Annotated in this window: 23 protein-coding genes and 1 pseudogene; 13 read left to right on the forward strand and 11 right to left on the reverse strand. The window is 60.0% G+C overall.

Annotated features, from left to right (window positions below):
* Positions 1–360 precede the first annotated feature (360 nt).
* The 8 genes from EI185_RS12390 to fdxA form a co-directional block, all read right to left on the reverse strand.
* Complete coding sequence (locus tag EI185_RS12390) at positions 361–756, reverse strand: DUF2924 domain-containing protein (protein WP_124705467.1); 396 nt, start codon at positions 754–756, stop codon at positions 361–363.
* Positions 757–995: 239 nt separating this feature from the next.
* Positions 996–1,583 (reverse strand): mobile mystery protein B, encoded by a 588-nt coding sequence (locus EI185_RS12395; protein ID WP_124705468.1) that lies wholly within the window; start codon positions 1,581–1,583, stop codon positions 996–998.
* The gene (locus EI185_RS12400; RefSeq protein WP_124705469.1) at positions 1,580–2,047 is read right to left on the reverse strand and encodes a mobile mystery protein A; all 468 of its coding nucleotides are present in this window, start codon (positions 2,045–2,047) and stop codon (positions 1,580–1,582) included. The genes EI185_RS12395 and EI185_RS12400 overlap by 4 nt, the downstream gene beginning before the upstream one ends.
* A 720-nt stretch (positions 2,048–2,767) precedes the next feature.
* Positions 2,768–3,574 carry a 4,5-DOPA-extradiol-dioxygenase gene (gene ygiD, locus EI185_RS12405; protein ID WP_223247817.1) on the reverse strand — a complete coding sequence of 269 codons (807 nt, stop codon included), beginning with the start codon at positions 3,572–3,574 and terminating at the stop codon, positions 2,768–2,770.
* Positions 3,571–3,825 carry a hypothetical protein gene (locus EI185_RS12410; protein WP_124705470.1) on the reverse strand — a complete coding sequence of 85 codons (255 nt, stop codon included), beginning with the start codon at positions 3,823–3,825 and terminating at the stop codon, positions 3,571–3,573. Before EI185_RS12410 ends, ygiD begins: the two co-directional genes overlap by 4 nt.
* A gap of 50 nt (positions 3,826–3,875) precedes the next feature.
* Positions 3,876–7,160 carry a UvrD-helicase domain-containing protein gene (locus tag EI185_RS12415; protein ID WP_124705471.1) on the reverse strand — a complete coding sequence of 1,095 codons (3,285 nt, stop codon included), beginning with the start codon at positions 7,158–7,160 and terminating at the stop codon, positions 3,876–3,878.
* Positions 7,157–9,868: a PD-(D/E)XK nuclease family protein gene (locus EI185_RS12420; RefSeq protein WP_124705472.1), complete on the reverse strand. Its 2,712-nt coding sequence runs from the start codon at positions 9,866–9,868 to the stop codon at positions 7,157–7,159. Before EI185_RS12420 ends, EI185_RS12415 begins: the two co-directional genes overlap by 4 nt.
* Before the next feature lie 9 nt (positions 9,869–9,877).
* A complete protein-coding gene (fdxA, locus tag EI185_RS12425) occupies positions 9,878–10,201 on the reverse strand; it encodes a ferredoxin FdxA (protein ID WP_124705473.1) in 324 nt (107 codons plus the stop codon).
* Between the two features lie 163 nt (positions 10,202–10,364).
* Here fdxA and trxA point away from each other — a divergent pair, with 163 nt between their 5' ends.
* The 5 genes from trxA to mobA all read left to right on the forward strand — a co-directional run bounded on the left by trxA (position 10,365) and on the right by mobA (position 14,713).
* A complete protein-coding gene (gene trxA, locus EI185_RS12430; protein ID WP_124705474.1) occupies positions 10,365–10,691 on the forward strand; it encodes a thioredoxin TrxA in 327 nt (108 codons plus the stop codon).
* 122 nt (positions 10,692–10,813) lie between these two features.
* Entirely contained in the window at positions 10,814–12,076 is a 1,263-nt protein-coding gene (rho, locus tag EI185_RS12435; protein ID WP_124705475.1) for a transcription termination factor Rho, read from the forward strand.
* Positions 12,077–12,162: 86 nt separating this feature from the next.
* Positions 12,163–12,366: a 50S ribosomal protein L31 gene (gene rpmE / locus EI185_RS12440; RefSeq protein ID WP_124705476.1), complete on the forward strand. Its 204-nt coding sequence runs from the start codon at positions 12,163–12,165 to the stop codon at positions 12,364–12,366.
* A 94-nt stretch (positions 12,367–12,460) separates the two neighbouring features.
* Entirely contained in the window at positions 12,461–14,134 is a 1,674-nt protein-coding gene (locus EI185_RS12445; RefSeq protein WP_124705477.1) for an ArnT family glycosyltransferase, read from the forward strand.
* Positions 14,135–14,713, forward strand: coding sequence for a molybdenum cofactor guanylyltransferase MobA (gene mobA, locus EI185_RS12450; protein ID WP_124705478.1), 579 nt, complete (start codon positions 14,135–14,137; stop codon positions 14,711–14,713).
* A gap of 46 nt (positions 14,714–14,759) precedes the next feature.
* Here the strand turns inward: mobA and EI185_RS12455 are convergent.
* Both EI185_RS12455 and EI185_RS12460 read right to left on the reverse strand, forming a co-directional pair.
* Positions 14,760–15,699 (reverse strand): annotated as a pseudogene (locus EI185_RS12455) (IS110 family RNA-guided transposase).
* A gap of 274 nt (positions 15,700–15,973) precedes the next feature.
* The gene (locus tag EI185_RS12460) at positions 15,974–16,387 is read right to left on the reverse strand and encodes a hypothetical protein (protein WP_124705479.1); all 414 of its coding nucleotides are present in this window, start codon (positions 16,385–16,387) and stop codon (positions 15,974–15,976) included.
* A 224-nt stretch (positions 16,388–16,611) separates the two neighbouring features.
* On the opposite strand from EI185_RS12460, the gene EI185_RS12465 reads away from it, so the two are divergent.
* From EI185_RS12465 to EI185_RS12500, 8 genes are all read left to right on the forward strand, one after another.
* Complete coding sequence (locus EI185_RS12465; RefSeq protein WP_124705480.1) at positions 16,612–16,851, forward strand: hypothetical protein; 240 nt, start codon at positions 16,612–16,614, stop codon at positions 16,849–16,851.
* Between the two features lie 59 nt (positions 16,852–16,910).
* Positions 16,911–18,137 carry a bifunctional glutamate N-acetyltransferase/amino-acid acetyltransferase ArgJ gene (gene argJ / locus EI185_RS12470; protein ID WP_124705481.1) on the forward strand — a complete coding sequence of 409 codons (1,227 nt, stop codon included), beginning with the start codon at positions 16,911–16,913 and terminating at the stop codon, positions 18,135–18,137.
* Positions 18,118–19,005: an ATP-binding protein gene (locus tag EI185_RS12475; RefSeq protein ID WP_124705482.1), complete on the forward strand. Its 888-nt coding sequence runs from the start codon at positions 18,118–18,120 to the stop codon at positions 19,003–19,005. The genes argJ and EI185_RS12475 overlap by 20 nt, the downstream gene beginning before the upstream one ends.
* 173 nt (positions 19,006–19,178) lie before the next feature.
* Positions 19,179–19,943 (forward strand): COG4705 family protein, encoded by a 765-nt coding sequence (locus tag EI185_RS12480; RefSeq protein WP_124705483.1) that lies wholly within the window; start codon positions 19,179–19,181, stop codon positions 19,941–19,943.
* Between the two features lie 62 nt (positions 19,944–20,005).
* On the forward strand, positions 20,006–21,379 hold the full coding sequence (locus tag EI185_RS12485; protein WP_124705484.1) for a TolC family protein: 1,374 nt from the start codon (positions 20,006–20,008) through the stop codon (positions 21,377–21,379).
* Positions 21,369–22,385, forward strand: coding sequence for an efflux RND transporter periplasmic adaptor subunit (locus EI185_RS12490; RefSeq protein ID WP_124705485.1), 1,017 nt, complete (start codon positions 21,369–21,371; stop codon positions 22,383–22,385). The genes EI185_RS12485 and EI185_RS12490 overlap by 11 nt, the downstream gene beginning before the upstream one ends.
* Complete coding sequence (locus EI185_RS12495; protein WP_124705486.1) at positions 22,382–25,432, forward strand: efflux RND transporter permease subunit; 3,051 nt, start codon at positions 22,382–22,384, stop codon at positions 25,430–25,432. Before EI185_RS12490 ends, EI185_RS12495 begins: the two co-directional genes overlap by 4 nt.
* Positions 25,433–25,542: 110 nt before the next feature.
* Positions 25,543–26,142 (forward strand): glycine zipper 2TM domain-containing protein, encoded by a 600-nt coding sequence (locus tag EI185_RS12500; protein ID WP_275937725.1) that lies wholly within the window; start codon positions 25,543–25,545, stop codon positions 26,140–26,142.
* Positions 26,143–26,275: 133 nt separating this feature from the next.
* Here the strand turns inward: EI185_RS12500 and EI185_RS12505 are convergent, their stop codons facing one another.
* On the reverse strand, positions 26,276–26,485 hold the full coding sequence (locus EI185_RS12505; RefSeq protein ID WP_124705487.1) for a hypothetical protein: 210 nt from the start codon (positions 26,483–26,485) through the stop codon (positions 26,276–26,278).
* Positions 26,486–26,504 lie beyond the last annotated feature (19 nt).

A 26,504-nucleotide genomic window follows, 5' to 3' on the forward strand; every position in this document is an offset into this window, starting at 1 on the left:
CGCTACGTTAAAAACGCTTCCTCATTCCTGGCCGCAGTCCGCATACGCTGCTTGGTGCTTTGGCTCGCTATCTCGTGACGACACTATCTAGGGTGCGTTGTAGCAAACTGAGGACGTTGGTGGCCCATTCTTTATAAAGCTCCGAGGGAACCTTGAGATACTGGGTTCCATCAGTTGCCGTGTGATCTACCATCCTTGCGGTGATGATGGAATCCGCCTTTTGTTGAAGTTCATGGAAACGTCGAGTAACGATGGGGTCTAGGCGCATATATAATCCAAGGTTTGTTGAGATGCCCAAAGTAAAGCTAAGTAACGCGTCGCTTTTGACGCGTCCCGCATGACCGCAATATTAAGGTTTTCTCACCGGCGAAGGCTCTCGATGAGTTGCCATGAAGACTTGCCGGGAAGGCGGCATTCCCAGAAGCGCCAGCCATTGACTGGGCTTGCCGTGACAGCCACCGCCGCTGCGGATGGGGAGTTATAGGGTTGCCCGTTGACTACTAGCGCGCCGCCTTCAACGCTGCCAGTTCGGACTTGGCCTTTGTAGTTGGCTCGAAACTCTGTACCAGCGGGGAAGCGCACACCTTTGGCCACCCAGTCGTCTGGTGAGGGGCCGGTCGTTCCCTTTGCTGCACCCCCTTTGCTCTGACCAAGGCCAAGAAGTTCACGAATGACGTCGTTGTAGCTGACATCTTCTGTTGGCCTGCGGACTGTAAGTTGTTTGAAAACATCAAAATCGACTTCAATTGTGTGCATGATTCACTCCTCAAAAGATGCGCGTGCCCAGTGTCTCGCAGCATGTAAAGCACTATAGTACTACAAGCGCTTGGAGTCAATCGTGCCTATAAGGTTTTAATGGTTGAGCCGGCATTCGTCCATGGTGCTGACACGTGAAGGTACCAAGAGGGGGTCAAAGGGCCAGGTTCGGACTGTTTTTCTAACAACTTAAAAGAGCTATCGTGAGCTACTCTTTTTATTGTTCTAGCACTAGCCGATCAAGAACGCACAAATTCCAGCAGAGGTTTGATATCCCGGCCATCGGCAGCGCGTAAGGCAGCAACGTAGGCATGTCGGGTTTCACCCGGATCAACCAGATTGGTCCGGCCCCAGGTAAAGCGCGGACGGCCTAGTGCGACCAGAAGCAGATCGGTGGCCAGCCGCGCATGGCGGCCGTTGCCATTGGGAAAGGGATGGATTGCCACTAGCCGGTGATGAAAGCGCGTGCATACTTCGTCTGGCAGATAGGTGCCGTGCCCGATCCAGTAGCGGCAATCATCCAGCAATTGCCGCAGGTCGGTTGCGATGCGATAGGGGGCGACCCCGACATTCCGTTCGGTGTGTCTGAACTTTCCAGCCCAGCGCCAGACCCGTCCGAACATCCGCTTGTGCAAAGCCATCAGGAAGCGTTCATCGAGCACCTTGCGTTTGCGCGCGAACGCCCATTGCTCGGCTTCAAGGATATTCGCCTGTTCCGCTTCATTTAGTTCGTGGCGCAGGGTGACGTAGGACGGGATCAATCCATCCCGTTCTTCGGCGGTCAGCGGGGTGGAGGCGTCATCCTCTTCGAGTAGAGGATCGCTCATGCGTTGTCCCACAGTTCGGAACCCGCGTGCTCGACCAGACGCCGGATGAGCCGCTTGCGCTGTTCGTCTTCGTCGCGGGTATCGACTGCCTGCGCTTCAAGCGCCATGGTGTGGCGCGTGGAGTCTAGCCGCTTTTCCGCGAGACGTTCCGCGCGTTCCTCGACGAGTGCATCCAGGGGTTTGCGAGGCACCAGTGCATAGACCAGGCGGCAATCCAGCGCGTGCGCTGCACGTTCGAGGCTATCCAGGGTAATCGCGCCTTTCGCTTCCGCTTGTTCGATGCCCACAACACGTGGCTGGCTGACGCCCAGACGTTTTGCAAGCTGGGCGGTTGTCATGCCGAGCGCTTCGCGGATGGCCCTGATCCAGCCACGCTGCGGGCGTGCAATCACTTCGGCGCTAGGCACTGTACTCAGGCGCTTGTCGAGTTGGCGCCGGGCGGCTTGACGGTCATCTGGGTGCATTGTGTGATAATGAATATATTATCAAAAATTATGTACATAATAATATATGCATTATATGTAAACAATAATTAAATAACATTAATGTTATTTAATACTCTCCGCCTTAATGAAACATGGATCGTCTGCCCAGTCTGAGGAACGGGCATAGTAACGCCTTCCTCGACCGTCTGTTAATGGCATATCCATGATCTTCGGTGGTTGACAACAAGGGCGGAGAGCCGCTACCGAATTTCTATTATCCTAAAAACGGCGATTTATCCACGAAAGACACGAAAGACACGAAATAAAAAATATATTGCTTTGATTCAGCCTGAAAAAATCAGTTAGCCACAGAGAACACAGAGTTCACAGAGGCAACGGGGTTCGCAGGGATGGGCGACTCGTCGCCCAACTCGCAAAAACAATTGGTTGCCGTAAATATTGGCTTCACCCATCAGGTGAAGCGGAAAAAATAGGTGGAAACCGCTTCATTTCTGTGCCCTTAGTGTTCTCTGTGTTCTCTGTGGCTTGAATCGCGGTTTTTAGGTTCAGTCTTCACCCTTTGGATGATGGTCTACAGCTTGTTATTTCTTTGAATATTTTGCGAGCTTTCGCCTTACGGCGAAATGCCTGCTTACCCCATTTCGTGCTTTTTGTGTTTTTGCGAGTTATTGCCCAAGGGCAATATCCCTGCGAGAACCGTTTCGTGGATCAACTGCTTTTTCTAGGTTTTAGAGCGCATTACCCGGCTGCCGCGTTGATTGAGCCAATTACCACCGACAACATGCCGATCGAACCCATGTCGATGTCATCTATCAGAATTGACGCGCGTTCCTCTGCGCCTTGTGCGCCGATGACATACAGCAGCGGCAAATAATGTTCGGGCGTAGGCACGGAGAGGGTGGCGGCTTCGCCGAGATCTTCATACCCGACCAAGGGTGCATGCTCCCCGCGCAGCAGCAGGTCGCGCACTTGCTGGTTGAAATCCACAGCCCAGTCGTAGGGCATGGCGTGCTCGTCCCAGTGCGCGCGGCGCAGATTGTGCACCACGTTGCCGCTGCCCAGGATGAGCACGCCCTGTTCGCGCAACGGGCGCAAGTGCCGGCCAAGTTCGTAGTGAAAGCGGGCGGGTTGCGTGGCGTCCAGGGCGAGTTGCACCACCGGCACATCGGCATCAGGGAACATGTGCACCAGCACCGACCAGGCGCCATGATCCAGACCCCAGTCGAGGTCGAGCCGCACCTCCAGCGGAGCCAGCAAATCGCGTATTTGCCCGGCCAGCGCGGGTGCGCCGGGTGCCGGGTATTGGATGTCGAACAGCGCTTGCGGAAAGCCGCCGAAGTCGTGCAGCGTCGGCGGCTGCGCCATGGCGGTGACGGCGGTGCCGCGCGTGTACCAGTGTGCGGAGATGACCAGGATGGCGTTGGGGCGTGGAATGTGCTGGCCAAACTGGTGCCACGCCTCGGTATAGGCGTTGCGCACCAGCACATTCAGCGGGTTGCCGTGACCGACAAATAGCGCCGGCATGATGGCGTTGCCTGCGCTCATTCGGCGTGCTTGTTCACCGCGGCCGGGTTGCCCCAGTGCCCGATATCATCCACTTCCACGCCTACCCACCATAATTTGCCGATAGTGTCGGAATCCATGCCGCCGACGATGTGCTGGCCGTCTCCCAGCCTGATGCTGTCGGTGTACTCCTCGGCTTCGCTGACAGTGCGGAACACATGCCAGGACACCACCTTGTTGCCGGGGTTGCTGACGGGAAGGCTGCGATATTCGTTGAGAAAGCTGGCTAACATGACCGTTCCTTGTGTAGGGGCTCACTCTCCAGTATAGAGAACAGCCGCGTCTATTCAATCTCGATCAGCCGGCCATCGGCCGCAATCACCGCGCAGCGCACCGGCTGGCCGGGGTGGAGATGGCGGATCGCGCTGCGGTAATCCTCCAGTTGGGCATGGTGGCGGGCGGCGAGCTGCGCGGCGCTGGCGCCGCTGCCGGATTTGTAATCCAGCACCCAGACAGCGTCTGCCAGACCGACCACGCGGTCGATACGACGCGCCTCGCCGTCGGCGTTCAGATACGCCAGTTCATTGTGCGCAAAACGATATTGGGCCGGGTCGAAAAAGCGCGCCAGCAACGGCGTGTCGAGCAGGCGTTGGGCGTGTTGCCAGGCGCTGTCGAATTCCGCCGGGTTGCCCAGTTCCGTTTTCAGGGCGGTCGCAGCCGGTGCGCTGGCGGGCGGGGCGATGCGTTCCAGGATGGCGTGCAGCACGATGCCGTAGCTGATCTCGCTGCTGCTGACCGGTGCGATGCGGCGCCCGGTAGGTTGTGGCTGGTTGAGACCGGGTGGCAGGACGGCGCGTGTGACGGGTGGTGGCGCGACTGGCGTTGATGCAGGTAGGGGTGCGTCGAGATCGGTGCCGAAGCTGGCGCTTTTAGCATCGGCATCGGTGCGCAGGGCGCTCAGAATCTGGCCATGCCAGTTGTCGTTTTGCGACTTGCTGGAGGCGCCGCTGACGATGAGCGCCTGGCGTGCGCGGGTCATCGCGACGTACAGCAGATTGAAATTTTCGCGCCGCGCATGGCGCGCCTCGGCGTCGAAAAAATCCGCCTGGAACGAAGCGCGTAGGGTTTTATCGCCATACAGCGAAAAATGCGCCGGCCGCACCGCGCCCGGCGGCCAGTCGGTGAGCACGGTGTAGGCATCGGCCCTGGCTTTGCGTGCGCCGGCGTCGAGCAGCCAGACGATGGGCGCTTCCAGCCCTTTGGCGCCGTGGATGGTGTGCAGGGTGACGGCATTGTCGAGCTGCGCGGTTTTGCCTTCATCCGGGCTGGCGTCGTTGCCGGTTTGTTGCAGCAGATCAACCTCGTGCAAAAAGCGCGGCAGGCTCGGGTAACGCCCGCCTTCGATTGCCAGCGCCAGTTCCAGCAGCGCGTCCAGATTGGCGTGGATGCCGGGGATCAGGGCGCTGGGCGCGGCGGCGGCGTAGCGTGCCTGCACTTCGCCGCTAAAGTAGATCGTGTCGAGCAAGTCATGCACCGGCAGGCGTCCGGCCCGGCTGTGCCAGTCGGCCAGCAGCGGCGCGGCGCGCTGCAATGCCGGGCTGGCGTGAGCATTGTCGGCGAGCGCTCGCAGACGCTGCCACCAGGTATTGCCCTCGGCGCTGGCCAGCGTCAGCAAATCGCTGTCGGCGCAATCGAACAGCGGCGAGCGCAGCACGCGCGCCAGATGCAGGTCGGCGTCAGGGGTGACCAGGAACGCCAGCAGGCTCAATAAATCGCCCACTTCCAGCGCTTCCAGCAGCCCGCCGCGGCGCGTGGTGGCAAACGGAATATGCGCTGCCTTGAGCGCGCGCTCGTATACCGGCAGGTGGGTGCGGCTGCGCACCAGGATCATCACGTCGCGGTATTCGGCATGGCGCGCGCCGGTTTTTTCGTCGTCGATCAGCCAATGGCCGACGATCTGGTTCAGGCGCTGCGCCAGTTGCTGCGCTTCCAGCTCGCGCATTTGGGTGTCGGTATCGCTGTAGGGCGTGGTGAGTGGATTGCGGTAGCCGTGCTCGACTATGACTTGCTCCGGCGGCTGCGCCAGCGGCAACACCTCGACCCGGCCGGAGCGTTGCCCGTCGTGTGCAGTGTGCGGTTTGAACAGCGTGTATTCATGTTCCACTGCGGCAAAGGTCTGGTTCACCACCTGCACCACGGGCGGCGCACTGCGGCGCGTCGTGGACTGGGTGAGGTAGGCCGCGCCACGTTCCTTCAGATAGTTGCCGGCCAGGTCGAACAGTTGCGCCTCGGCTCCGCGAAACCGGTAAATCGACTGCTTGGGGTCGCCCACCAGAAATACCGTGGGCATCCGGTCGGCCTGTTCTGCGGCAGCGAACCAGCTTTGCAGCACGCGCCATTGCAGCGGGTTGGTGTCCTGGAATTCGTCCAGCAAGATGTGCCGGTAACGCGCGTCCAGCTTGTATTGCAGGTATTCGGCCTGATCCGAATCGCCGAGCAGCTGGGCGACTTGCCATTCCACATCGGCGAAATCCAGTACCCGGCGCGCGTGCTTGAGTGCCTGATACTGCTCCAGCAGCGCGTCACCGAGACGCAACGCCTGGCAGTTGAACTGATACACGCGTTGTGCCTGGCGTGCGGCCTGGGCAGACATCAGGCGGGTGCCGATGGTCTGGTGCAGTTCCACCAGACGCAACAATACCGACTCGCCCATTTTTTTAGCTTGCGCGGCGCTATGGGTGACGGTTTTTCTGATCTCGCCTTGTTGCGTCAGCAGCGCAGCACACAATGCATCAAAACAGTCGTCGGCAGCGGTGCTGGCCGACAAGGCAAGCTCGCAGGCTTGCGCCATTTTGATGCTGGTTGGAGTGTGCAGGGCGAGCAGTTTGAGATATTCCCACAGCAACGCCACCCAGGCCGCGTCACCCAGCAGATCGCCCGCCACATCGGCGCCAGGCGCGACCGGCAGGGCCGCTTCCAGTTGCGCCACGGCATAGGCGGCGCGGTCTGGCTGCCCTTCGGTAAACGCCCACCACTCGCCGCGCCGCGCCATGAATGCCGACAACAGTGCGCGGGTGTTGTACAGGCCGATATCGGCCAGCAGGCTTTGCATGGCCACGGTCAGCGAGGCGGCCGGCGCGCGCGCCAGATCGTCGGCCAGTGCTTCCCAGGCTTTGGCTTCCAGCTCGTGCGTCTGCTCAGCCAGCGTGAAACCGGCCAGCCCGACCTCCAGCGGGGCGCGTTCGATCACCGTCAGGAACCAGGCGTGGAAGGTGCTGATGGTGATGCCCGGCTGTGCGCTGAGGACAGTTTCGAACAGGCCGCGCGCACGTGGCAGCAAGGCTTCGATTGCCTCTGGCGGCACTGCGCGTTCGGCCAGAAAAGCGCGCACCGCGTCGTCTTCAGCGGTTGCCATGAAACGCAGCCAGTCATCCAGGCGCGCGCGCATCTCGCGCGCCGCCTTGCGCGTAAAGGTAATCGCCAGAATCTCCGACGCCGGCACCTCGTCCAGCAACAGCCGCACCATGCGCGACACCAGCAGCCAGGTCTTGCCGCTGCCGGCGCACGCCTCGACCACGACGGCCTGCCCGGGATCGAGAGCGGTGCGGTTGAATTCGGCGGGGGTCATGACTGCGCCTCCGGCCAATAATCCTTGCGGCACAGGCCGCGCATTTCGCACCACTGGCACGCGCTGTCGGCCCCGTGGGCGGGTAACGGCACGCTGGCGTGTAACTGCTCGAATAGGCGCACCAGGCGTTCGCGCGTGGCATCGGCTGCGGCATCGGGCTCGGCTTCCAGCGCCAGGGTTTCGATTTTTTGTTCGCCGTCGAGGGCAACAAACGCGGCCTGGCCGACGTCTTCGCCGAGCAGCAGGGCATAGGCGGGGAGCTGGGTATCTTCGCCGGGGTTTCGGGCTTTGTCCTTGAGTCCGGCTGTACCCCCCGTCTTGTAATCGAGCACGGCGCGACTCGCCTGCAGGCTGTCCACGCGGTCGAGCCGTCCGTACAGGGTGATGTGCTGGCCGTTGTCGAGGTCGAAGGTTTCTGCCGCATCGATCTCGCCGGCTTGCCAGCGCCAGCCTTCCTGCTCGCGCGCCAGTTGCCAAGCCACGTAATGCGGAATCTGTGCCGCCCACCGATGCTGCCAGGCGTGGGCGAAGTAGTCGTCCGCCAGCACCGGCGCGAAGGCTTCTTCGGTGAACTGCAGCAGGTCGGCCGCAAGCGTTTCGGGCGGGGTGCCGGCGGCCACCGGATGGGTCTGGTGAAAGCGGTGCAGGATGGCATGAACCAGCTGGCCGTAGTCGACTTTTGCCAGTTCGCTGCTGATTTCGTCGAGTGCATTCAGGCGCAACACCTGGCGCGCGAAATACTGGTACGGACAAGCCAGCAGGCTGTTGTAGGCACTGACGCTGATGCGGGCGGGGACCTGCGCGCTGTCGAGCGTCGGGCGCGGCACCCGGGTGGGGGTCGGCGGCGGCGCAGGCGCAGGCGCGGCGAGCTGGGCATGCGGCAGCAGTGTGGCGAGGCGGGTGTCGGCCAGATCGTCATTCCAGGCCAACTGGTGCAGGGTTTGCAGACGCTCGAACCACGGGCTCACCGGGTTGCGCTCGCCATCCTGCCAGGCGCGCCACAGCACGCGGATGTGCGCCACATTGGCAATGAGCTGGACCAGGTCGTACTGGGTCTGCCGCAGGCTGTCGTCCTGGGTGGGCAGGCCCAGTTCACGGCGCACGCGCTGGTTGAAAAACACCGAGGCGCCGGCATTGCCGGGCAGGTGGGCGGCGTCGGCACCGAGGATCAGCGCGGCGTCGAAATCGCGCAGGCGCGTGGCGGCCAGATGAGTAAATACCACCGGGCTGTCGATGCCGGTGTCGACAAATACCGCGCGTTCCAGTTCACCGGCCAGCCAGCGCCGGAATTCAGCGAGTTGAAAGCGCCCGCTGTCGGGCAGCAGCTCGTGTTCGCGCCGCGCCAGCAGCGACAGCACCTGCTGACCCGCCGCGTCGTGCACCAGACGCTCGTGCGCACCCAGCGCATTCAGGCTGTTGGCGAGCCGCGCCAGCCAGTCGGCCAGCGTGAGCTCGGTGCGCGGCGGCAATACCGCGGCCGCCTGCTGCAGGCGTTCCAGTGCGCCGAGCGCGGCGCTGTGTTCAGCGAGATTGCGCACTCGTGTTTTGAGCCCGTTCAGCCCGGCTGCCGGGCCGTGACGGCGCAGCGCGGATTCAAGTTGCCAGGCCGCCTGGCCGCGCGTGACGGCGTCCTGATCGGCCAACAGGTAAGGCGATTTCAGCAGGTCGAGCACGTCCTCGAAGCGAAACCCGCCAGTGAGTGCTTCCAGCCAGCGCATCAGCACGGTGCTGGCGGCGGTGGTGGCGAGGGTCCAGCCGGTTTCGTCGGCTACCAGAACTTGCGCGCGTTCCAGCAGGGCGCGGGCGCGGCGCGCGCTGAGACGGTCCTGCACGATGACCGCGATGCGTTGTTTGCCCTCGGCCAGCCACAGCCGTACCTGGGTTGCGCAGGCTTGTGCTTCCTGTTCCAGGCTGACGGCGCCGAAGCAGGCGAGACGTCCGGTCAGCGGGCTGGTGGGCTGGATGTGGCGCAGGGCGTGCGCGCGTTGTTTGATGGGCGCGGCATGCGGGTCGGCAGGCCACGCCGTGCTGAGCGCATCGAGGACTGCACCGTGGGTGTCGGGAGTGAGGTAAACCAGCGGCTGGCGCTCGGCATAGCGGTCGAGGCAAGCTTGTTCCAGCGGCGAATAGCCTGGCAGCCCTACGACGAACAACGGCCCGGCAGCGGTTTCGGCCAGAGCCGCCAGCTGCAAGGTGTAACGTGCGGCGGCATCCTGCGCGCCGTGGGCATCGGCGGCCAGCGCGTACCATAATTCGTGGATCAGGCGCGCTTCAAAATCCAGCCCGCGCCCGCGTCTGGCCTGGTAGGCGGCGCGCAACTGCTCGGTAAACGCAGCCAGACTGTCGGGCAGATGCACTGCATGCAGGGTGAGTTCGTCGAACAGGCGCAACAGCTCGTCGCACACGCCCCACAGATCGGCGCTATCGAAGCGCCCGCTTGCCTTGAGGGCCTGATACAGCAATGCGGCGCGGCGACTGTCCGGCAATAGCGCGGCGGTGACCGGCAGGGTCGCGGCCCAGGCCGGGAAGGTGGTTATACGCGGCGGGATCAGATACGGCAGGCCGCATTGCACGGCGAGCGCCTGTTCGAGGCGCCGCGCGGCGTGGAAGTTGGGGACGAGAACGCAGGCGCGTGACAGATCGGGCAAATCACCCGCCAGCTGCGCCAGGATGCGCCGGGCAGTCTGGCTAATCAGGTCGGGTTGCACCCCGCAGTACTAACGTTCCAGTAGCGGCAGCTTGTTGGGTTTGCCGTTCCAGTCGTCGGCATCGGCGGGCGGATCCTTGCGTTCGATGATCGGTTTCCAGCCTGCCGCCAGTTCAGCGTTGAGCGCGGTACAATGCTGCTGGTCTGCGGGGACGTCATCTTCGGCGAAGATGGCTTCTGCCGGACACTCGGCCACACACAGCGTGCAGTCGATGCACTCGTCGGGGTCGATGACCAGGAAATTCGGACCTTCGCGGAAGCAATCTACGGGACAAACATCCACGCAATCGGTATATTTACACTTGATGCAATTTTCGGTGACGACGTAAGTCATAGCAACGTTCCTGGCAAGATCAAATACAGAGTGCCGGCATTTTACCAGCAAGCGCGAATTGACGCCGACTTCACATCCTGCGTATTTTTCGCTAGCATGTACCAATCAACCCTTAAAATTGCGCTGATCTGCAATTTACCCCACATCTAGAAGCGAGGATTCCATGAGCGAGCACATTCACTACGTCACCGACGACTCCTTTGAGCAAGAGGTGTTGCAATCCACCTTGCCGGTATTGGTGGATTACTGGGCTGACTGGTGCGGCCCGTGCAAAATGATTGCGCCGATTCTCGATGAAGTGGCTAAAGAATATTCAGGCCGTCTCAAAATTGCCAAACTCAATATTGACGAGAACCAGGCTACGCCGCCAAAATTTGGCATACGCGGCATTCCAACGCTGATGATTTTCAAAAATGGCAACATCGAGGCCACCAAAGTCGGCGCGTTATCAAAATCACAGCTGACAGCTTTTGTTGACAGCAATATATAGTTCCGTTATGGTGCGTCTGAGCCTGTCCATTTATTAAAATATCACCCGGACATCAGGCGCACTTTCCTCTTCCAACGTTGTTCCCCGCCTTCCCTGCAAGGCACATGAGTCCCCCTAAATAAATGCACTTATCTGACCTGAAACTGTTGCACGTCACCCAGCTGGTGGAAATGGCCGTCGAGAATTCGATCGAAGGCGCCAACCGTTTACGCAAACAAGAGCTCATCTTTGCCCTGCTTAAAAACCAGGCCAAAAAAGGCGTGAGCATTTTCGGCGAAGGAACGCTGGAAGTGCTGCCGGACGGCTTCGGCTTCCTGCGATCGCCGGATACCTCCTATCTTGCCAGCCCGGATGACATTTACATTTCACCTTCGCAAATCCGCCGCTTTAATCTGCATACCGGCGACAGCATTGAAGGCGAGATCCGCATCCCCAAGGACGGCGAACGTTACTTTGCACTGGTCAAGGTAGACAAGGTCAATGGCGAACCGCCGGAAAATTCCAAGAACAAGATACTGTTCGAAAACCTGACCCCGCTGTTCCCGACCCGGCCATTGCTGCTGGAACGCGAAATCAAGTCTGAAGAAAACATCACCGGCCGCATCATCGACATGATTGCCCCGATCGGCCTAGGACAACGCGGTCTGCTGGTGGCCAGTCCTAAATCCGGCAAGACGGTGATGCTGCAGCATATCGCGCACTCCATCGCCGCCAATCACCCGGATGTGGTGATGATAGTGCTGCTGATTGACGAGCGTCCTGAGGAAGTGACCGAAATGACGCGCTCGGTACGTGGTGAAGTAGTCGCCTCGACCTTTGATGAGCCCGCCACCCGCCATGTGCAGGTAGCAGAAATGGTGATCGAAAAAGCCAAGCGTCTGGTCGAGCACAAAAAAGACGTGGTGATCCTGCTGGACTCCATTACCCGTCTGGCACGCGCCTACAATACCGTCATCCCGTCTTCGGGCAAGGTGCTCACCGGTGGTGTCGACGCCAATGCCTTGCAACGCCCCAAGCGCTTTTTTGGCGCGGCCCGCAATATCGAAGAAGGCGGCTCGCTGACCATTATCGCGACGGCGCTGATCGATACCGGCAGCCGCATGGACGACGTGATCTACGAGGAATTCAAGGGTACCGGCAACATGGAAATCCACCTCGATCGGCGCATGGCGGAAAAACGCCTGTACCCGGCGATCAACGTCAACCGTTCCGGCACGCGTCGCGAGGAATTGCTGATCAAGGCTGACGCATTGCAAAAAATCTGGGTATTGAGGAAATTGCTCTATCCGATGGACGATCTGGAAGCGATGGAATTCCTGCTCGACAAAGTCAAAGCCACCAAAAACAATGCCGATTTCTTTGATTCCATGCGCAGTGGCCGCTGATGCTGCGCTAAGCCCTTGCGATAGCAAGGATTTTACTGGATAATACCGCCTTTCCGCGTACACGCCGCGGCAACTGAGGACAGATCATGAAAGCCGAAATTCACCCAAACTACCCTGAAATTGCTGTCGTATGCAGTTGCGGCAATAAATTCACAACGCGTTCCACCATGTCGAAAGACCTGCATGTTGAAGTGTGCTCGGAATGCCATCCGTTCTACACCGGCAAGCAGAAGATTGTAGACACCGCCGGTCGCGTTGAGAAATTCCGCCAGAAATACGGTATTAAATAAATCATCGCGCTGGGCTTAATCGCACAAGCGTAATCGAAACAAGGCAGCCGAGGCTGCCTTGTTTGTTTTTTGCGGTAGAATCTGCGCATGAAATTTGTCATCCGCCCAAGCCGCGTCCGCGGCGCACCTCACCTTGCAGAATCAGCGCTGGCATAACGCCATACCGTCATTACTCACCCTGTTGCTGGTACTGGCGTGGCTGTTACCAGGGCTGGTCGGGCATGACCCATGGAAGGGCGATGAGTCGCGCAGCATCGGCTTTGTAGACAGCCTGTTGTCCGGCGCGCCGGCCGCGATTCCTACCCTGGCGGGCGAGCCTTTGCCAGTTCACCCGCCCTTGTTTACCTGGGTCGCGGCCAGCGCTGCCCAAGGCTTGTCCGGCTGGTTGTCGGTGCATGATGCGACCCGTCTGACCGCCGGCATGTTCGTGTTGCTGGCGCTGATCTTCACCGGACTGACCAGTCGTTTGCTCTACAGCAGCGAACATGGGCGTCTGGCGGTGCTGGTGTTAATCGGCAGTGTGGGGCTGCTGGTGCGCGCACACGAAGCGATTCCGCAAAGCGCCCTGCTGGCAGGCTTTGCGATGGCGGGTTTCGGATTTGCCTTAAATCTCAGGCGTCCGTTCATCGGCGCGGTGCTGGCGGGCACCGGCATTGGCATGGCGTTTATGAGCGTGGGCGCATTGGAAGCGCTGGCATTGCTGCTGACCGCCCTGCTGCTGCCCGTCATGGCACCGGCCTGGCGTAGGCGCGTCAATCTGGCTGCGGCGCTCGTCATGGTGGTGAGCGCCTTGCCCTGGTTGTTGATCTGGCCATGGATGTTGTATCAGCAGGCACCCGGCGTGTTTGCCGAATGGTGGCACGTCGACACCCTGGGGCGATTCGCGCCCTCCATCGCGCATGCGGGCAGGGGTACGCTGTATTACCTGACTTTTCTGCCCTGGTTTTCCTGGCCGGCGTGGCCGCTGGCGCTATGGGCGCTGTGGAAAGCGCGCCGCCATGGCTTGACCGAACCGGGTATTGCACTGCCGCTGCTGATGTTTTTGAGTCTGCTGGCATTGCTCTCCCTTACCAACGATCCGCGTGAAGTTCATGGCTTGCCTTTACTGCTGCCGCTGGCATTGCTGGCCGCTGGCAGCACTTACACTTTGCGCCGGGGTGCCGCCAATGCGCTGTACTGGTTTGCGATGATGACTTTCCTGGTTGTGATTGCCGCAGCCTGGGTGTACTGGAGCGCTTTTGATGTGGGCATACCCGCACGCCTGGCTGCGCACATGCATAAAATTCAGCCGGGTTATGCAGGTGAATTCAGGCCCCTCATGGTGGCGTTGGCGCTGGCATACTGCTTTGCGTGGCTAACACTGTTACTGCTGCTCAAGCGCACGCCGCAGCGTCCGCTCATTGCCTGGGCAGCGGGGATTACGCTGACCTGGGGGCTGGCGGCGAGCCTGTTCATGTATCCGGTCAATGCACGGATGAGTTATCACAGCATGATTACCAGCATGGAACCGGCTTTGCCCAGCCGTGGTTGTGTTGCCAGCCAGAATTTGAATGAAGCGATGCGCGCCATGCTCGATTACTGGATCGACTTGCGCACGCTACCGGTGGGCTCGGCCTCCCAGAGTCATTGTCCGGCATTGCTGGTGCAATACGACGAAAACTCCCCGCCCGAACTGCATGCAGACTGGCGCGAAGTGTGGGAGGGCAATCGGCCTGGCAACCGCTCCGAGCGTTTTGCACTCTATCGGCGTGTACGGACAAAACACTGAATGGCACAAGTACCGATCAGTGCAATTGTTCTGGCTGGTGGTGCCGGACGACGCATGGGTGGTCAGGACAAGGGGCTGGTTAAATTTCACGATCTGCCGCTGGTGGCGTATGTGCTGGCGCGCATCCTGCCGCAGGTGGACGAGATACTGATCAGCGCCAACCGTAATCTGGACGACTATCGAGCCTTGGGCTACCCGGTGGTGATAGATGCCCTGGATGGATTTCAGGGGCCGCTGGCAGGCGTGTTGGCGGGCTTGCATGCGGCGCACCATGAGTGGGTGCTCACGGTGCCCTGCGATACCCCGCAGTTGCCTGCCGATCTGGTGCAGCAGCTTGCCGCGCCACTGCTGAGGGGGCACGCCGAGATTGTCGTGGCCAGCGCCGGTGGACGTACTCATCCGGCCATCATGATATGCGCACGGCGTTTGGCGGATGACCTCGGCAAGTATCTCGCTGGCGGTGGCCGTGCCGTTCATGCCTGGCAGGCGCGCCACCGTACCGCCACCATTGAATTCCCCGACGCAGCTGCGTTTATCAACGTGAACCAGCCAGAAGATTTGTCGGGCCGCTTGAATTAAACCTGGAAAAAGCAACTGCAGCCACAGAGAACACAGAGTAACCGTGTCAAGAAGAAGGTTCAATTTTCCACATTTGGTTCTTTTTTAACATGGCATTAAGGATGGTCAACAGCTTCCTTCATACACGCAGTCATGGCAAGCTTGAATGGTTTGCCAGCTGCTGTTAAACGCTCATACATCGCCTTGATCGGCGGATTGTGTTTGATGGCGGACAGCGTCGCCATATACAGCGTGCAACGCACATCGGCACGTCCACCACGGATGTATCGTGTCCCGCGTCGTGTGCCGCTATCGTCGTTAAACGGTGCGATACCCACCAACGCCGCTATCGCTTGCCGATTGAGCGTACCCAGCTCTGGTAATTTTGCCACCAGGGCAAAGGTGGTCACCGGCCCCACACCCGGCGCACTGCCGAGCAGCTCGACTTTATCGCACCATACCGGGGATTTGCGCAGCCGTTTTTCCAGATCGCCGTCGATTTTAACGATACGCTTGTCGAGCCAAGCAATGTGCTGCCGAACATCCTTTTGGGCCAACTCCGTTGCGATCGTCAGGCGCGCCTTCTCCTGTGCGCGCATGGTGATCAATTGCGTACGCCGGCCCAGCAAGTCTGCCAAAGCACGCTGGGCTTCGTCTGGCAACGCACGTAGCGGCGGCATGATGCGTTCGGCGAACAAGGCCAGCAATTTGGCATCTAGCCGATCAGTCTTGGCAAGATGGCCCGTCGCTTTAGCAAAATCACGCACGGACTTTGGATTCACCACGGCGACCGGCAATTTGGCCACTGCTAAGGCACTCGCCACGGCAGCTTCATACCCGCCGGTGGCTTCAAGGACAATGCGTTCCACTGTGCTGCCTTTGAGTAGATCAACCAGCGCTGCGATACCCTCTACGTCGTTGGCAAACTGCTGCGGGCTGCCTTCCGGTAAACAATCAAAATCCAGTGTTAACTTACTCACATCAATACCGACAAACTTGGTTTCCATGTTGATGACCCTTCCTTGTGTTCAATGCGGTGTGCAACCGTACAACCGTTCGGGTTCGCACAACACAGTTACCAAAAAAGAGAAGCATGGATCTTCGCTCTGTGACGTACTTACGTTGCTACGCAGTACCAGGACACTGCGATCTCATGCTGCTCAACCTACAACCCTATTTTGCGACATACAAGGTCACAGAGTGGGCACGGTTTTTTAGGAGAATTTGTTTTTCTCCTGATAAGCGAGTCCGGGAAAGCCACACTGCCGTTTTTAACACGCCTCAATGCAGCCTGGGCAAGGTCACAATGTAATCGTCCGGCACATGCCAAGCACGCGCAATTCCCAGTGCGCGTGTCTGATCCTCGGGGTGGACGAATACCATCATCTGCGCATCATGCAGCAGTGCCCAAGCCTCCAATGCCTGCCAGCGCCGCCCGCAGGATTCATCACCGAGATCGCTGCTGACCTCCACCAAGGCCATCGTCTCGCTGCCGGTATCCGGTTGTTTGGCCTGGATGTCAGGCTGTACATGGGTATTAAGTACGGGAACGATGAGCTCATCCGGTTCGCGAAACCCAGCCAGATCCTGCACCGCAAATTCATCATTGCCCATAGTTTTCAGAGTTTCGATTCCGGATTTCAGCATGTTTATACGTTCCAGTTGAATTGCGTCGGGTAACATGGAAAGAGACATGGTGTACTCCTGTAATTGTAATTAGGGCTCTTAAATATAGACTACATCACCAATCTGTCTGCCCCAAAAGATGTCGGACGTTTTTACAGGCGTTCTGAAATATGAGGGACGTATTGGCGTAACAAATTGATTTTGCTTGTGGTGAGTTGCATGGCACGGAGTTTGCTCAATCAGCCTTGAATAACCGGCTGGATTATTGCGATTCATTTTTGGGGCGGCACACCATGTACCTTGTTCTGAGCATTATCTTCAGTTGCCTGGCAGCGTTCTTCTATGTACCCGATTTTCTGGATATCCCGTTTGGCGTGATGACCGCGCGTTTGGTATTTGAGCAACTGGCTTTTGTCATTGCCGTGCTGGCAGGGTTGGCTACATTCTCCCACTCGGTTGAAAAAGAGGGAATCTGGCCATGGAACCGTTGTCGTATGCTGAGTCGCGAGGCGCACCCGGCAGATCGCGACTGACGCACAATCCCCGGCTTCCGGGGTAAAATGGCGGCTTTGCAACCCCGCTTCCAGCCGCCATGCCCGTCAACCTGCTCCCCCCCCAGTCTGAACAGCTTTTACCCGTTGCCGGCGTCAACATCGGCATCGCCAGCGCAGGCATCAAGAAACCCGGCCGACGCGATGTGACCGTCATGCAGCTCGCCCCCGGCAGCCGCGTGGCCGGCGTGTTCACGCAAAACCGCTTCTGCGCTGCACCGGTTACTGTCGCCAGACGCCATCTGCAAAAAGCCGCGCCGCGCGCATTGATCATCAACACCGGCAACGCCAATGCGGGTACCGGGGAGGCCGGCATGCAGGCGGCCAAGGCGGTGTGCGAGGCGCTCGCCGGTCTGGCCGGCTGTGCCGAGCGCGAAGTGCTGCCGTTCTCCACCGGCGTGATCATGGAGCCGCTGCCCGCCGACAAGATCATCGCGGCACTCCCCGCCGCCCTGGCTGATTGCCGCGCCGATAACTGGTTTGCCGCCGCCCACGCCATCATGACCACCGATATCGTCGCCAAGGCGCTGTCCAGGCAAGTGCAGGTTGGCGGGAAGACGGTGACCATCACCGGCATCGCCAAGGGCTCCGGCATGATCCATCCCAACATGGCGACGCTGCTGGGCTACGTGGCGACCGACGCTGCCGTGGGCCAGGACGCGCTGCAGGCAATGGTCAAACACGCAGCCGACCAATCGTTCAACTGCATCACCGTAGACGGCGACACCTCCACCAACGACTCGTTCATGCTGATCGCCACCGGCCAGGCGGGCAACGCCGAAATCACCGACACTGCCAGTGCCGATTACGCTGCGCTGGCTGTAGCGGTGACGGAGGTATCCACTTGGCTCGCCCAGGCCATCGTGCGTGACGGTGAAGGTGCGACCAAATTCATGACTATCCGCGTTGAAGGCGGCCGCAGCCAGGAGGAATGCCGCCAGATCGGCTACGCCATTGCCCATTCGCCGCTGGTGAAAACCGCCTTTTTCGCTTCCGACCCCAACCTCGGGCGCATCCTTGCCGCCATCGGCTATGCGGGTGTGGACGACCTCGATGTGAACACGCTGCAGCTCTACCTCGACGATGTACTGGTGGCGGAAAACGGCGGCCGCGCAGTAAGCTACCAGGAAGCCGATGGCCAGCGCGTGATGAAGCAGCCGGAAATCATCGTGCGCGTGGTGCTCAACCGCGGTGATGCGGCCGCTACCCTGTGGACCTGCGATTTCTCCTACGACTACGTAAAAATCAATGCCGAATACCGCAGCTGACCTGGCGCAATTGCTGGCGCGCGCCGAGCGCGTACTGGCGCGGCTGGAAGCCTGGTTGCCGGCCGTGCCGCCGGCCACCGACTGGGACGCGGCGATCGCTTTCAGATGGCGCAAGCGCGGCGACAGCGGCTGGATCGAAGCCGTGCCGCATCCGCACAAAATCGAACTGGCACACCTCACCGGTATCGACGAGCAAAAACAGCGCATCGAGCAGAACACGCGCCAGTTCCTGGCCGGCCGCCCGGCCAACAACGTGTTGCTGACCGGCGCGCGAGGTACCGGCAAATCCTCGCTGGTGAAAGCGCTGCTGAACCAGTTTGCACCGAAAGGCCTGCGCCTGATCGAAGTGGACAAGGCCCACCTGGTGGACCTGGCGGATATCGCCGAACAGCTGGTCGGGCGGCGCGAGCGCTTTATCGTGTTTTGCGACGACCTTTCGTTCGAGACCGGCGAACCGGGCTACAAGGCGCTCAAGGCGGTGCTCGACGGCGCCATCGCCGCGCCGCCGGACAATGTGCTGATCTACGCCACCTCCAACCGCCGCCACCTGATGCCCGAATACATGGCAGAAAACGAACTCACCCGCCACGTCGGCAATGAGGTGCATCCATTCGAGGCGGTGGAAGAAAAAGTCTCGCTGTCGGAACGCTTCGGCCTGTGGCTGTCGTTTTACCCGTTCGACCAGGACGTGTATCTGGCCATCGTGCAAACCTGGCTCGATGCCTTGGGTGTAACGGTTAAAGACCCCGACGCCATGCGCCGCGCTGCGCTGCAATGGTCGCTGGAGCGTGGCGCGCGTTCCGGGCGGGTGGCGTGGCAGTTTGCGCGCGATTATGCAGGGCGGCAGCGAGGCGGCAAGCGCAAATAACAACGATCAGTGACAAGGCCGAGCATGACCCCTATACCCATAGCCCGGATGGCCAAATCATCCGGGCTTTTTTGCCTACGGCGTGGGCTTTAAGTTTGTGTTAATAATTCCCCATGTATTCTCCCGGTCATGCTTACGTAAACCGCGTGGGCAGAGCATGGAAGGGGAAAATCATGAATAAGTTGTTGAACAGAGTGCCGGAAGTGACGTTGTTTTTCTGGCTGATCAAGATCATGGCCACCACGGTGGGTGAAACGGCGGCTGATTTTCTGTCGGCCACACTGAATCTTGGTCTGGGCATTACCTCCTACATTATGGGCGGCCTGTTGGTTGCCGCCCTGCTGATCCAGTTCAAGCTGAAACGTTATGTCCCCTCCAGTTACTGGCTGGTGGTGGTTCTGGTCAGTATCGTCGGCACATTGATTACCGACAGGCTGGTCGATGAAGCGGGCGTGAGCCTGGTGACCACCAGTATTATTTTCGGCGCCGCATTAGTAGCGACATTTGCGCTCTGGTACGCCAGCGAAAAAACCTTGTCCATACACTCGATCTTCACTGCTAAAAGGGAGCTGTTCTATTGGGCAGCCATCCTGTTTACCTTTGCTCTGGGTACCGCCGCAGGCGACCTGTTTGCCGAAGGCATGCATCTGGGTTACGCACCTTCCGCATTCATCTTTGGCGGGGTCATCGCGGCGATTACCTTTGCGCACTACGTCTTCAAGTTGAACGCCGTACTGGCATTCTGGCTGGCCTACATCCTCACGCGTCCGCTGGGTGCATCCATGGGCGATTTGTTGTCCCAACCGGTGACTAACGGAGGCGTCGGTTTGGGCACTGTCGGCACCAGCGCGATTTTCATGGTGGCGATCATGAGTCTGGTGAGTTACATCAGTTTGCAGCGGAAGCGGCAGTTGTGTGCCCTACCCGTCACGGAATAAGGCTCGCAGAGCCAGGCTCATTCAGCATCGGTGAAGGTAATCTCAGGAGAAAAAGGAAACCCATGCAGTTTAAAATTTCCGCGCTGGTTTTGCTGCTGGGCGTATTGTCTGGCTGCGCCACTTATGCGCCCAAGCCGCTGCCCGATCGGGTGAATTTGCCGCAGTCGGCCGCGTCGATCACGCTTGACCCGGCGCGCTTGCCGTTCCGAAATCTGTCCAGCCACATTTTCAACCCCGCCGACGGGCTGGACATGGACGAAGTGGCGATGCTGGCTGTCGCCAACAACCCGCAACTTCGGCAGGCAAGAGATGCGCTCGGCATTGCCCGCGCGCAGTCCTTTGCCGCCGGGCTATTGCCCGATCCGCAACTGGGTGTCACCGCCGACCACCCCACCAATGGCACGGTGGCCAATACCAATGCCTTCAACTTCAATCTGAATTACGACGTCAACGCGCTGTTGCTGCGTTCCTCGCGCAAAGGCGCTGCACAGGCGGAAACACAGCGGGTGAATCTGGATCTGTTGTGGCAGGAATGGCAGGTGGTGAGCCAGGCGCGTCTGCTGTTCACCCAACTCACTGCGCAGGAAGCGCTGATGGCGCAGTTGCAAACGGCGCTCAAGCTACTGGACGACCGTTATCAAAAAAGTCAGCAGGCGCTGGCGGCGGGCAATGTCACCGTCGATCTGGCCAGCGCAGACCTGATCGCGTTGCAAAATGTCGAGCGTCAAATCAACGATCTGGAACGCGGCTGCCTGAAAAATCAGGCCAGTTTGAATGGCTTGTTGGGATTGTTGTCCACCACGCATTTGTCGTTGGTAGGAGAGCCGCACGCTACGCTGATGGACGCTGCAGCGCTACAAAAAGATTTGGTCGAACGACTCAATCAGCGTCCGGATTTGCAGGCGCTGCAGGCGGGCTATCGCTCCCAGGAGGAAAGGTTTCGCGGTGCGGTACTGGCGCAGTTCCCGGCGCTCAACGTTGGGCTGACACGGGCACGTGACACCAGCGGCCTGTATACCATGGGCTTTGGCATGACCCTGAGCCTGCCGGTTTTCAACCGTAACCGCGGCAATATCGCGATTGAAAATGCTACGCGCACGCAATTGTTCGATGCATACCAGGATCGACTCAACAGCGCCTACAGCGAAGTCGCCATCGCGCTGGAAAATCAGCCACTGTTGCAAAGCCAATTGCAACGCACACGCGCAGGCGAGCAACAACTGCAAGTCGTTGCCCGGCGCGCTCAGGCAGCGTTTCAAGCGGGCAATCTGGCCGCTGCAGATTATGTGCGCTTGCAAACCGCATTGCTGGATAAACAGACCGAAGCCATCAATTTGCAGGAAGCCTTGATGGAACAACAGATCGCGCTGGAAACCCTGCTGGGTCCCGACCTTCCCACGCTAGCCAATCACAGGAGAACGAATCATGCGCCGTGAATTGATTTTGCTGGGCTGGCTGCTTGCCGTCAGTCCGGTGTGGGCAGCCGATCCCCCCAGCGTTGCAGTGCAAACCGTGGTGCTGAAACAGCAAATGATGACCGACACGATATCCGGCTACGGCGTGGTGTCGCCGGATACGCGCAGTCTGCAGAACATCAATTTGCCGCGTGCCGGGCAGGTCGTCAGCCTGCTGGTGAATGCCGGGCAGGTAGTGAAAAAAGGCGCGCCGCTGCTGGAGTTCGGCACCGGCACTGATGCCGCGCTGAGCTATCAGCAGGCCGTTGTGGCCGTGCGTTTTGCCGCGGGCGAAGTGGCGCGTATCGAGCAACTGGTGAGCCAGCAACTCGCCACCCAATCGCAACTGGGGGCGGCGAAAAAATCCCTGGCGGATGCCCAGGCAGCCTTGCAGGCCCAGCAAAAAATGGGCAACGGGCGCAGTCTGGAACGCGTTGCAGCGCCGTTTGACGGCGTGGTGGCGAGCATTTCGGCCGCGCAGGGCGACCGACTGGCTGCTGGTGCGCCAGTGCTGCAGATGGCGCGTGACGGCGGCCAGCGCGTGGTGCTGGGTGTGGAACCGGAAGACGTGACGGGCGTACATCCGGGCCAGACCGTGAGCGTGGCGTCGGTATTCAATGACACGCGTCAGGTAACCGGGCGGGTGACCCAGGTGTTTGGCATGGTCAATCCGCAAACCCAGTTTGTCGACGTGCTGGTGGACATACCCCATGGCGGTTTGATCGCCGGGACGCGTGTGCACGCGACCATCCAGCTGGGCCAACAACCTGCCTGGGTGGTGCCGCGTTCCGCCGTGCTGCGTGATGCGCAGGGCGCCTATCTGTTTCAGGTTCAGGCAGGCAAGGCGCACCGTGTAAACCTGCATACAGGATTGGAGCAGGGCGGGGTGGTGGCAGTGAGCGGCAGTATTAATACGAACCAGCCGGTGGTCAGCCTGGGCAATTATGAATTACAGGATGGGATGGCGGTTCGCGGGAGCGGCAAATGAACTTCACCCTGTGGATGCAGGGGCATCGGCGCTCGATATTGTTCCTGCTGGTTTTGCTGGCGCTGGCGGGGGCGCTGGCTGCATTCAAGTTGCCGGTGACACTGTTCCCCAACGTGGATTTTCCGCGCGTGCTGGTATCGCTGGATGCGGGCGACCGCCCGGCGGATTTGATGATGCTGTCGGTAACCCAGCCAGTGGAGGAGGCGGTGCGGCGCGTGCCCGGCGTGCGCGATGTGCGCTCCACCACCAGCAGGGGTACGGCGGAAGTGTCGATCAGTTTCGACTGGGGCATCGACATGGGCTTGGCCACCTCGCAGGTAAATGAAGCGATTACCCAGATCCTGCCGAATCTGCCGTCGGGAACCCAGATGTCGACCAAGCGCATGGACCCGACGGTATTCCCGATTCTGGCGTACAGCCTGACCTCGAAAACGCAATCGCAAACGGCGCTCTATGATCTGGCGCGTTACCAGTTGCGTCCGCTGCTCTCCAGCGTTAATGGCGTAGCGCGCATCGAGGTGATCGGCGGCGCGCAGGAGGAGTACGAAGTCACCGTGGATCCGGCGCGATTGCTGGCGTACGGATTGACCCTGACGGACGTGGCGCAGGCATTGAGCGCGGCCAATGTGGTCACTGCGGTGGGGCGGCTGGAGGATCATTACAAGCTGTATCTGGCGATTGCCGATGCACGCCTGAAAAATGTAAAACAGATCGGCAGTACGGTCATCAAGAGCGGGACCAGCGGGATAGTGCGTCTGGAAGATGTGGCGAAAGTGAGCGACGGTGTGGTGCCGCAATGGATCAAGGTCAATGCCGATGGCCGTCCGGCGGTGTTGTTCAACATCTACCAGCAGCCCGGCAGCAACAGCGTGCAGATTGCGCGCGACGTGCAGGCCAAACTCGCCGCCTATCACTCGCAACTGCCGGCGGGGGTGAAGCTCGCCAACTGGTACGACCAGAGCGTGCTGGTGCTGGACTCGGCCGCCAGCGTGCGCGATGCGATCATGATCGGCACCGGGCTGGCGGTGCTGGTGCTGTTCGCCTTTCTGCGCAACATCAAAATTACCCTGATCGCTGCCGTGGTCGTGCCCACCGTACTGGCAGCGACAGTGGTGTTGCTGTACGTCCTGGGCATGAGCTTCAATATCATGACCCTGGGCGGCATGGCGGCAGCAGTGGGGCTGATTATCGACGATGCAATCGTGATGATCGAGCACATCGTGCGGCGCCTGCGCGGCGCGACCGGCGAGCATCACGGCCGGGTGATGGCGGCAGCGATGGAATTCATGCGTCCGCTGGCGGGCTCGTCGGCTTCCACCATCATCATCTTTTTGCCGCTGGCGTTTCTGACCGGCGTGACCGGCGCGTTTTTCAAGGCGCTGTCGCTGACTATGGCGTCGGGGCTGATCATTTCCTTTCTGGTGACGTGGCTGGCGGTGCCGCTGCTGGCGGATCATTTCCTCACTGAAAAAGACGCCAACCAGAAGGAAGGCGGGCGCCTGACCGAATGGATGCACCGCCGCTATGCTGCGCTGATGCAACGCGTGCTGGCGCGGCCGGTGCTGATTCTGCTACTGGTCGTGCCCTTGCTCGGTCTGGGTGTGCTTGCGTACACCCAGGTCGGTTCCGGTTTCATGCCGGCCATGGACGAAGGCGGCTTCATTCTCGACTACCGTGCCGCACCCGGCACCTCGCTCACCGAGACCGACCGCCTGTTGCAGCAGGTGGAAGCGATCATCAAGGCCAATCCGTATGTGGACACTTATTCGCGGCGCACCGGTACGCAATTGGGCGGAGGCCTGACCGAGGCCAACGAAGGCGACTTTTTTATCCGCCTGAAAGCCGGCAAACGCCCGCCGATCGAGACGGTGATGGACGACATCCGCAGCCAGGTCGAACAGCGGGTACCGGGTCTCAAAATCGAGCTGGCGCAGCTGATGGAAGACGTCATCGGCGATCTCACCTCGGTGCCGCAGCCGATCGAAATCAAGCTGTTTTCCGATAACCCGGACGAGCTCACGGCGAGCGCGAAAAAAGTGCAGGCAGCGATCAACAAGGTACCCGGCGTGGTGGATACGCGCGACGGCATCAACCCGGCCGGCGACGCGCTGGAAATCCGCGTGGACCGGGTCAAGGCAGCGCTGGAGGGAATGAACCCGGACAGCATCACGCAAACCCTGAGCGGCTATCTGTCCGGCGTGGTCACCACGCAAATGCAGAAAGGTCCGAAACTGGTCGGCGTGCGCGTGTGGATTCCGCAGGATCAGCGCGCCATCACCCCAGACGTCGGCAAGCTGCTGATCCGCGCGCCCGACGGGCATGTGTTCCCGCTCAGTCGGGTGGCGCAGATTGTGCCGATCAGCGGCCAGCCGCAAATCCGGCGCGAGAACCTCAAGCGCATGGTGGCCGTTACCGGGCGCATCAGCGGGCGTTCCATGGGGCCGGTCATCGCCGATATCCAGAAAATCATGGCGCAGCCGAACCTATTGCCCAAAGGCATGTACTTCGAATTGGGCGGCGTTTACAAGCAGCAGCAAATCGCATTTAAGGGCTTGATGGCGGTATTCATCGCGGCGATCGGGCTGGTGTTCCTGCTGCTGCTGTTTCTGTACGAAAGCTTCCGCATGGCGCTGGCGATACTGGCGATCCCACTGCTGGCGGTATCGGCGGTGTTTATCGGGCTGTGGGTGACCGGCATCGAACTCAATATCTCGGCGATGATGGGCATGACCATGATTATCGGCATCGTCACCGAGGTCGCGATTTTTTACTTTTCCGAGTACCGCGATCTGATCCGCGAAATGCCGTTTCCGCAGGCGCTGATCGAGGCCGGCAAAAACCGCATGCGCCCCATCGCCATGACCACCTTCGCCGCCATTCTCACCCTGCTGCCCCTGGCGTTTGCCATCGGCCAGGGCTCCGCCATGCAGCAGCCGCTGGCGGTGGCCATCATTGCCGGGCTGGCGGTGCAGTTGCCGCTGGTGCTGCTGGTGATGCCGGTGCTGTACTGGCTGCTGGCAGGCAAAGCAGACGAATCAGCCGGGTAACACACTGTTACAGTTTGGCTGTACTCGGAAATGGCGCAGAAACGCCTGTCGGTCATGATGCAAGCGTGGATTCGAAAACGGATCGCCACATCACGACAAGGAGATGAATCATGCGTACAACCCAACTGACTGCCGGAGCAATTGCCCTGATGACGCTGAGCACGGCTGCGCTGGCAGACCGCCCGGAATATTTCAACGACCGTGCACGCGTACTTTCCTCCACACCGATCTATCAGCAGGTGAATGAGCCGCGTCGCGAATGCTGGACCGAAACGGTGGACGGCGGATACAGAAATGAGCCACGCTCCTACGGCGGCGCCATCATCGGCGGCGTGGTCGGCGGACTGCTCGGCAATACCGTGGGTCAGGGCAATGGCCGCACTGCTGCGACTGCGGTAGGCGCGGTGACCGGCGCACTGGTGGGCGACAACATCAGCAGCAATGGCCGCCGCGGTGATGGCTACTATCAGCCGCGCCAGGTGGAGCATTGCCAGACCCGCGACAACTATCGTCAGGTGGTGTCCGGCTACAACGTGGTGTATCGCTACCGCGGCCGCAACATGAGCACCACGCTGCCCTACAATCCGGGTCGCTTCATCGACGTGAACGTGGCTGTCGGGGAAAACCGTGGCGGCTACGGCGGCGATTATCGCGGCGGTTACCGGCAAGTTCGCCAGCACCGCGACTGGAACGACGACAATGACGATTGATGGTTTGCGTCATGGCAATGTCGCGGGCAGGACAGTCAACGCGCTAGCTCAGGGACGCGCCGCTGGAGGCGCGTCTCTCTGGAGCGCCGGGTTGGGTGGCAAGGCCAGAGATGGCATTCTGCGTTGACCGCCGTCATTTATTTTGGTGGAATTCCCAGCCAAGCTTGGCCGAATAAACATGATGCCCGCTTTCTACTGGAATGTACGCAAACACGTATCCTTCAGGGAGAGGCGTGGTTTTTGCCTCTTCAAGCGAAGCAAAGGAAAGCGCATATTGTTTTCCGGGTTGGCCCTCGTTCTTGATCAGAAAGGTTTCAGTGGAATAGATAACTCTAATGCTCATGGTTTTTCTCTCCAATATC

Source organism: Sulfuriferula multivorans (assembly GCF_003851125.1).
Taxonomy (GTDB): domain Bacteria; phylum Pseudomonadota; class Gammaproteobacteria; order Burkholderiales; family Sulfuriferulaceae; genus Sulfuriferula; species Sulfuriferula multivorans.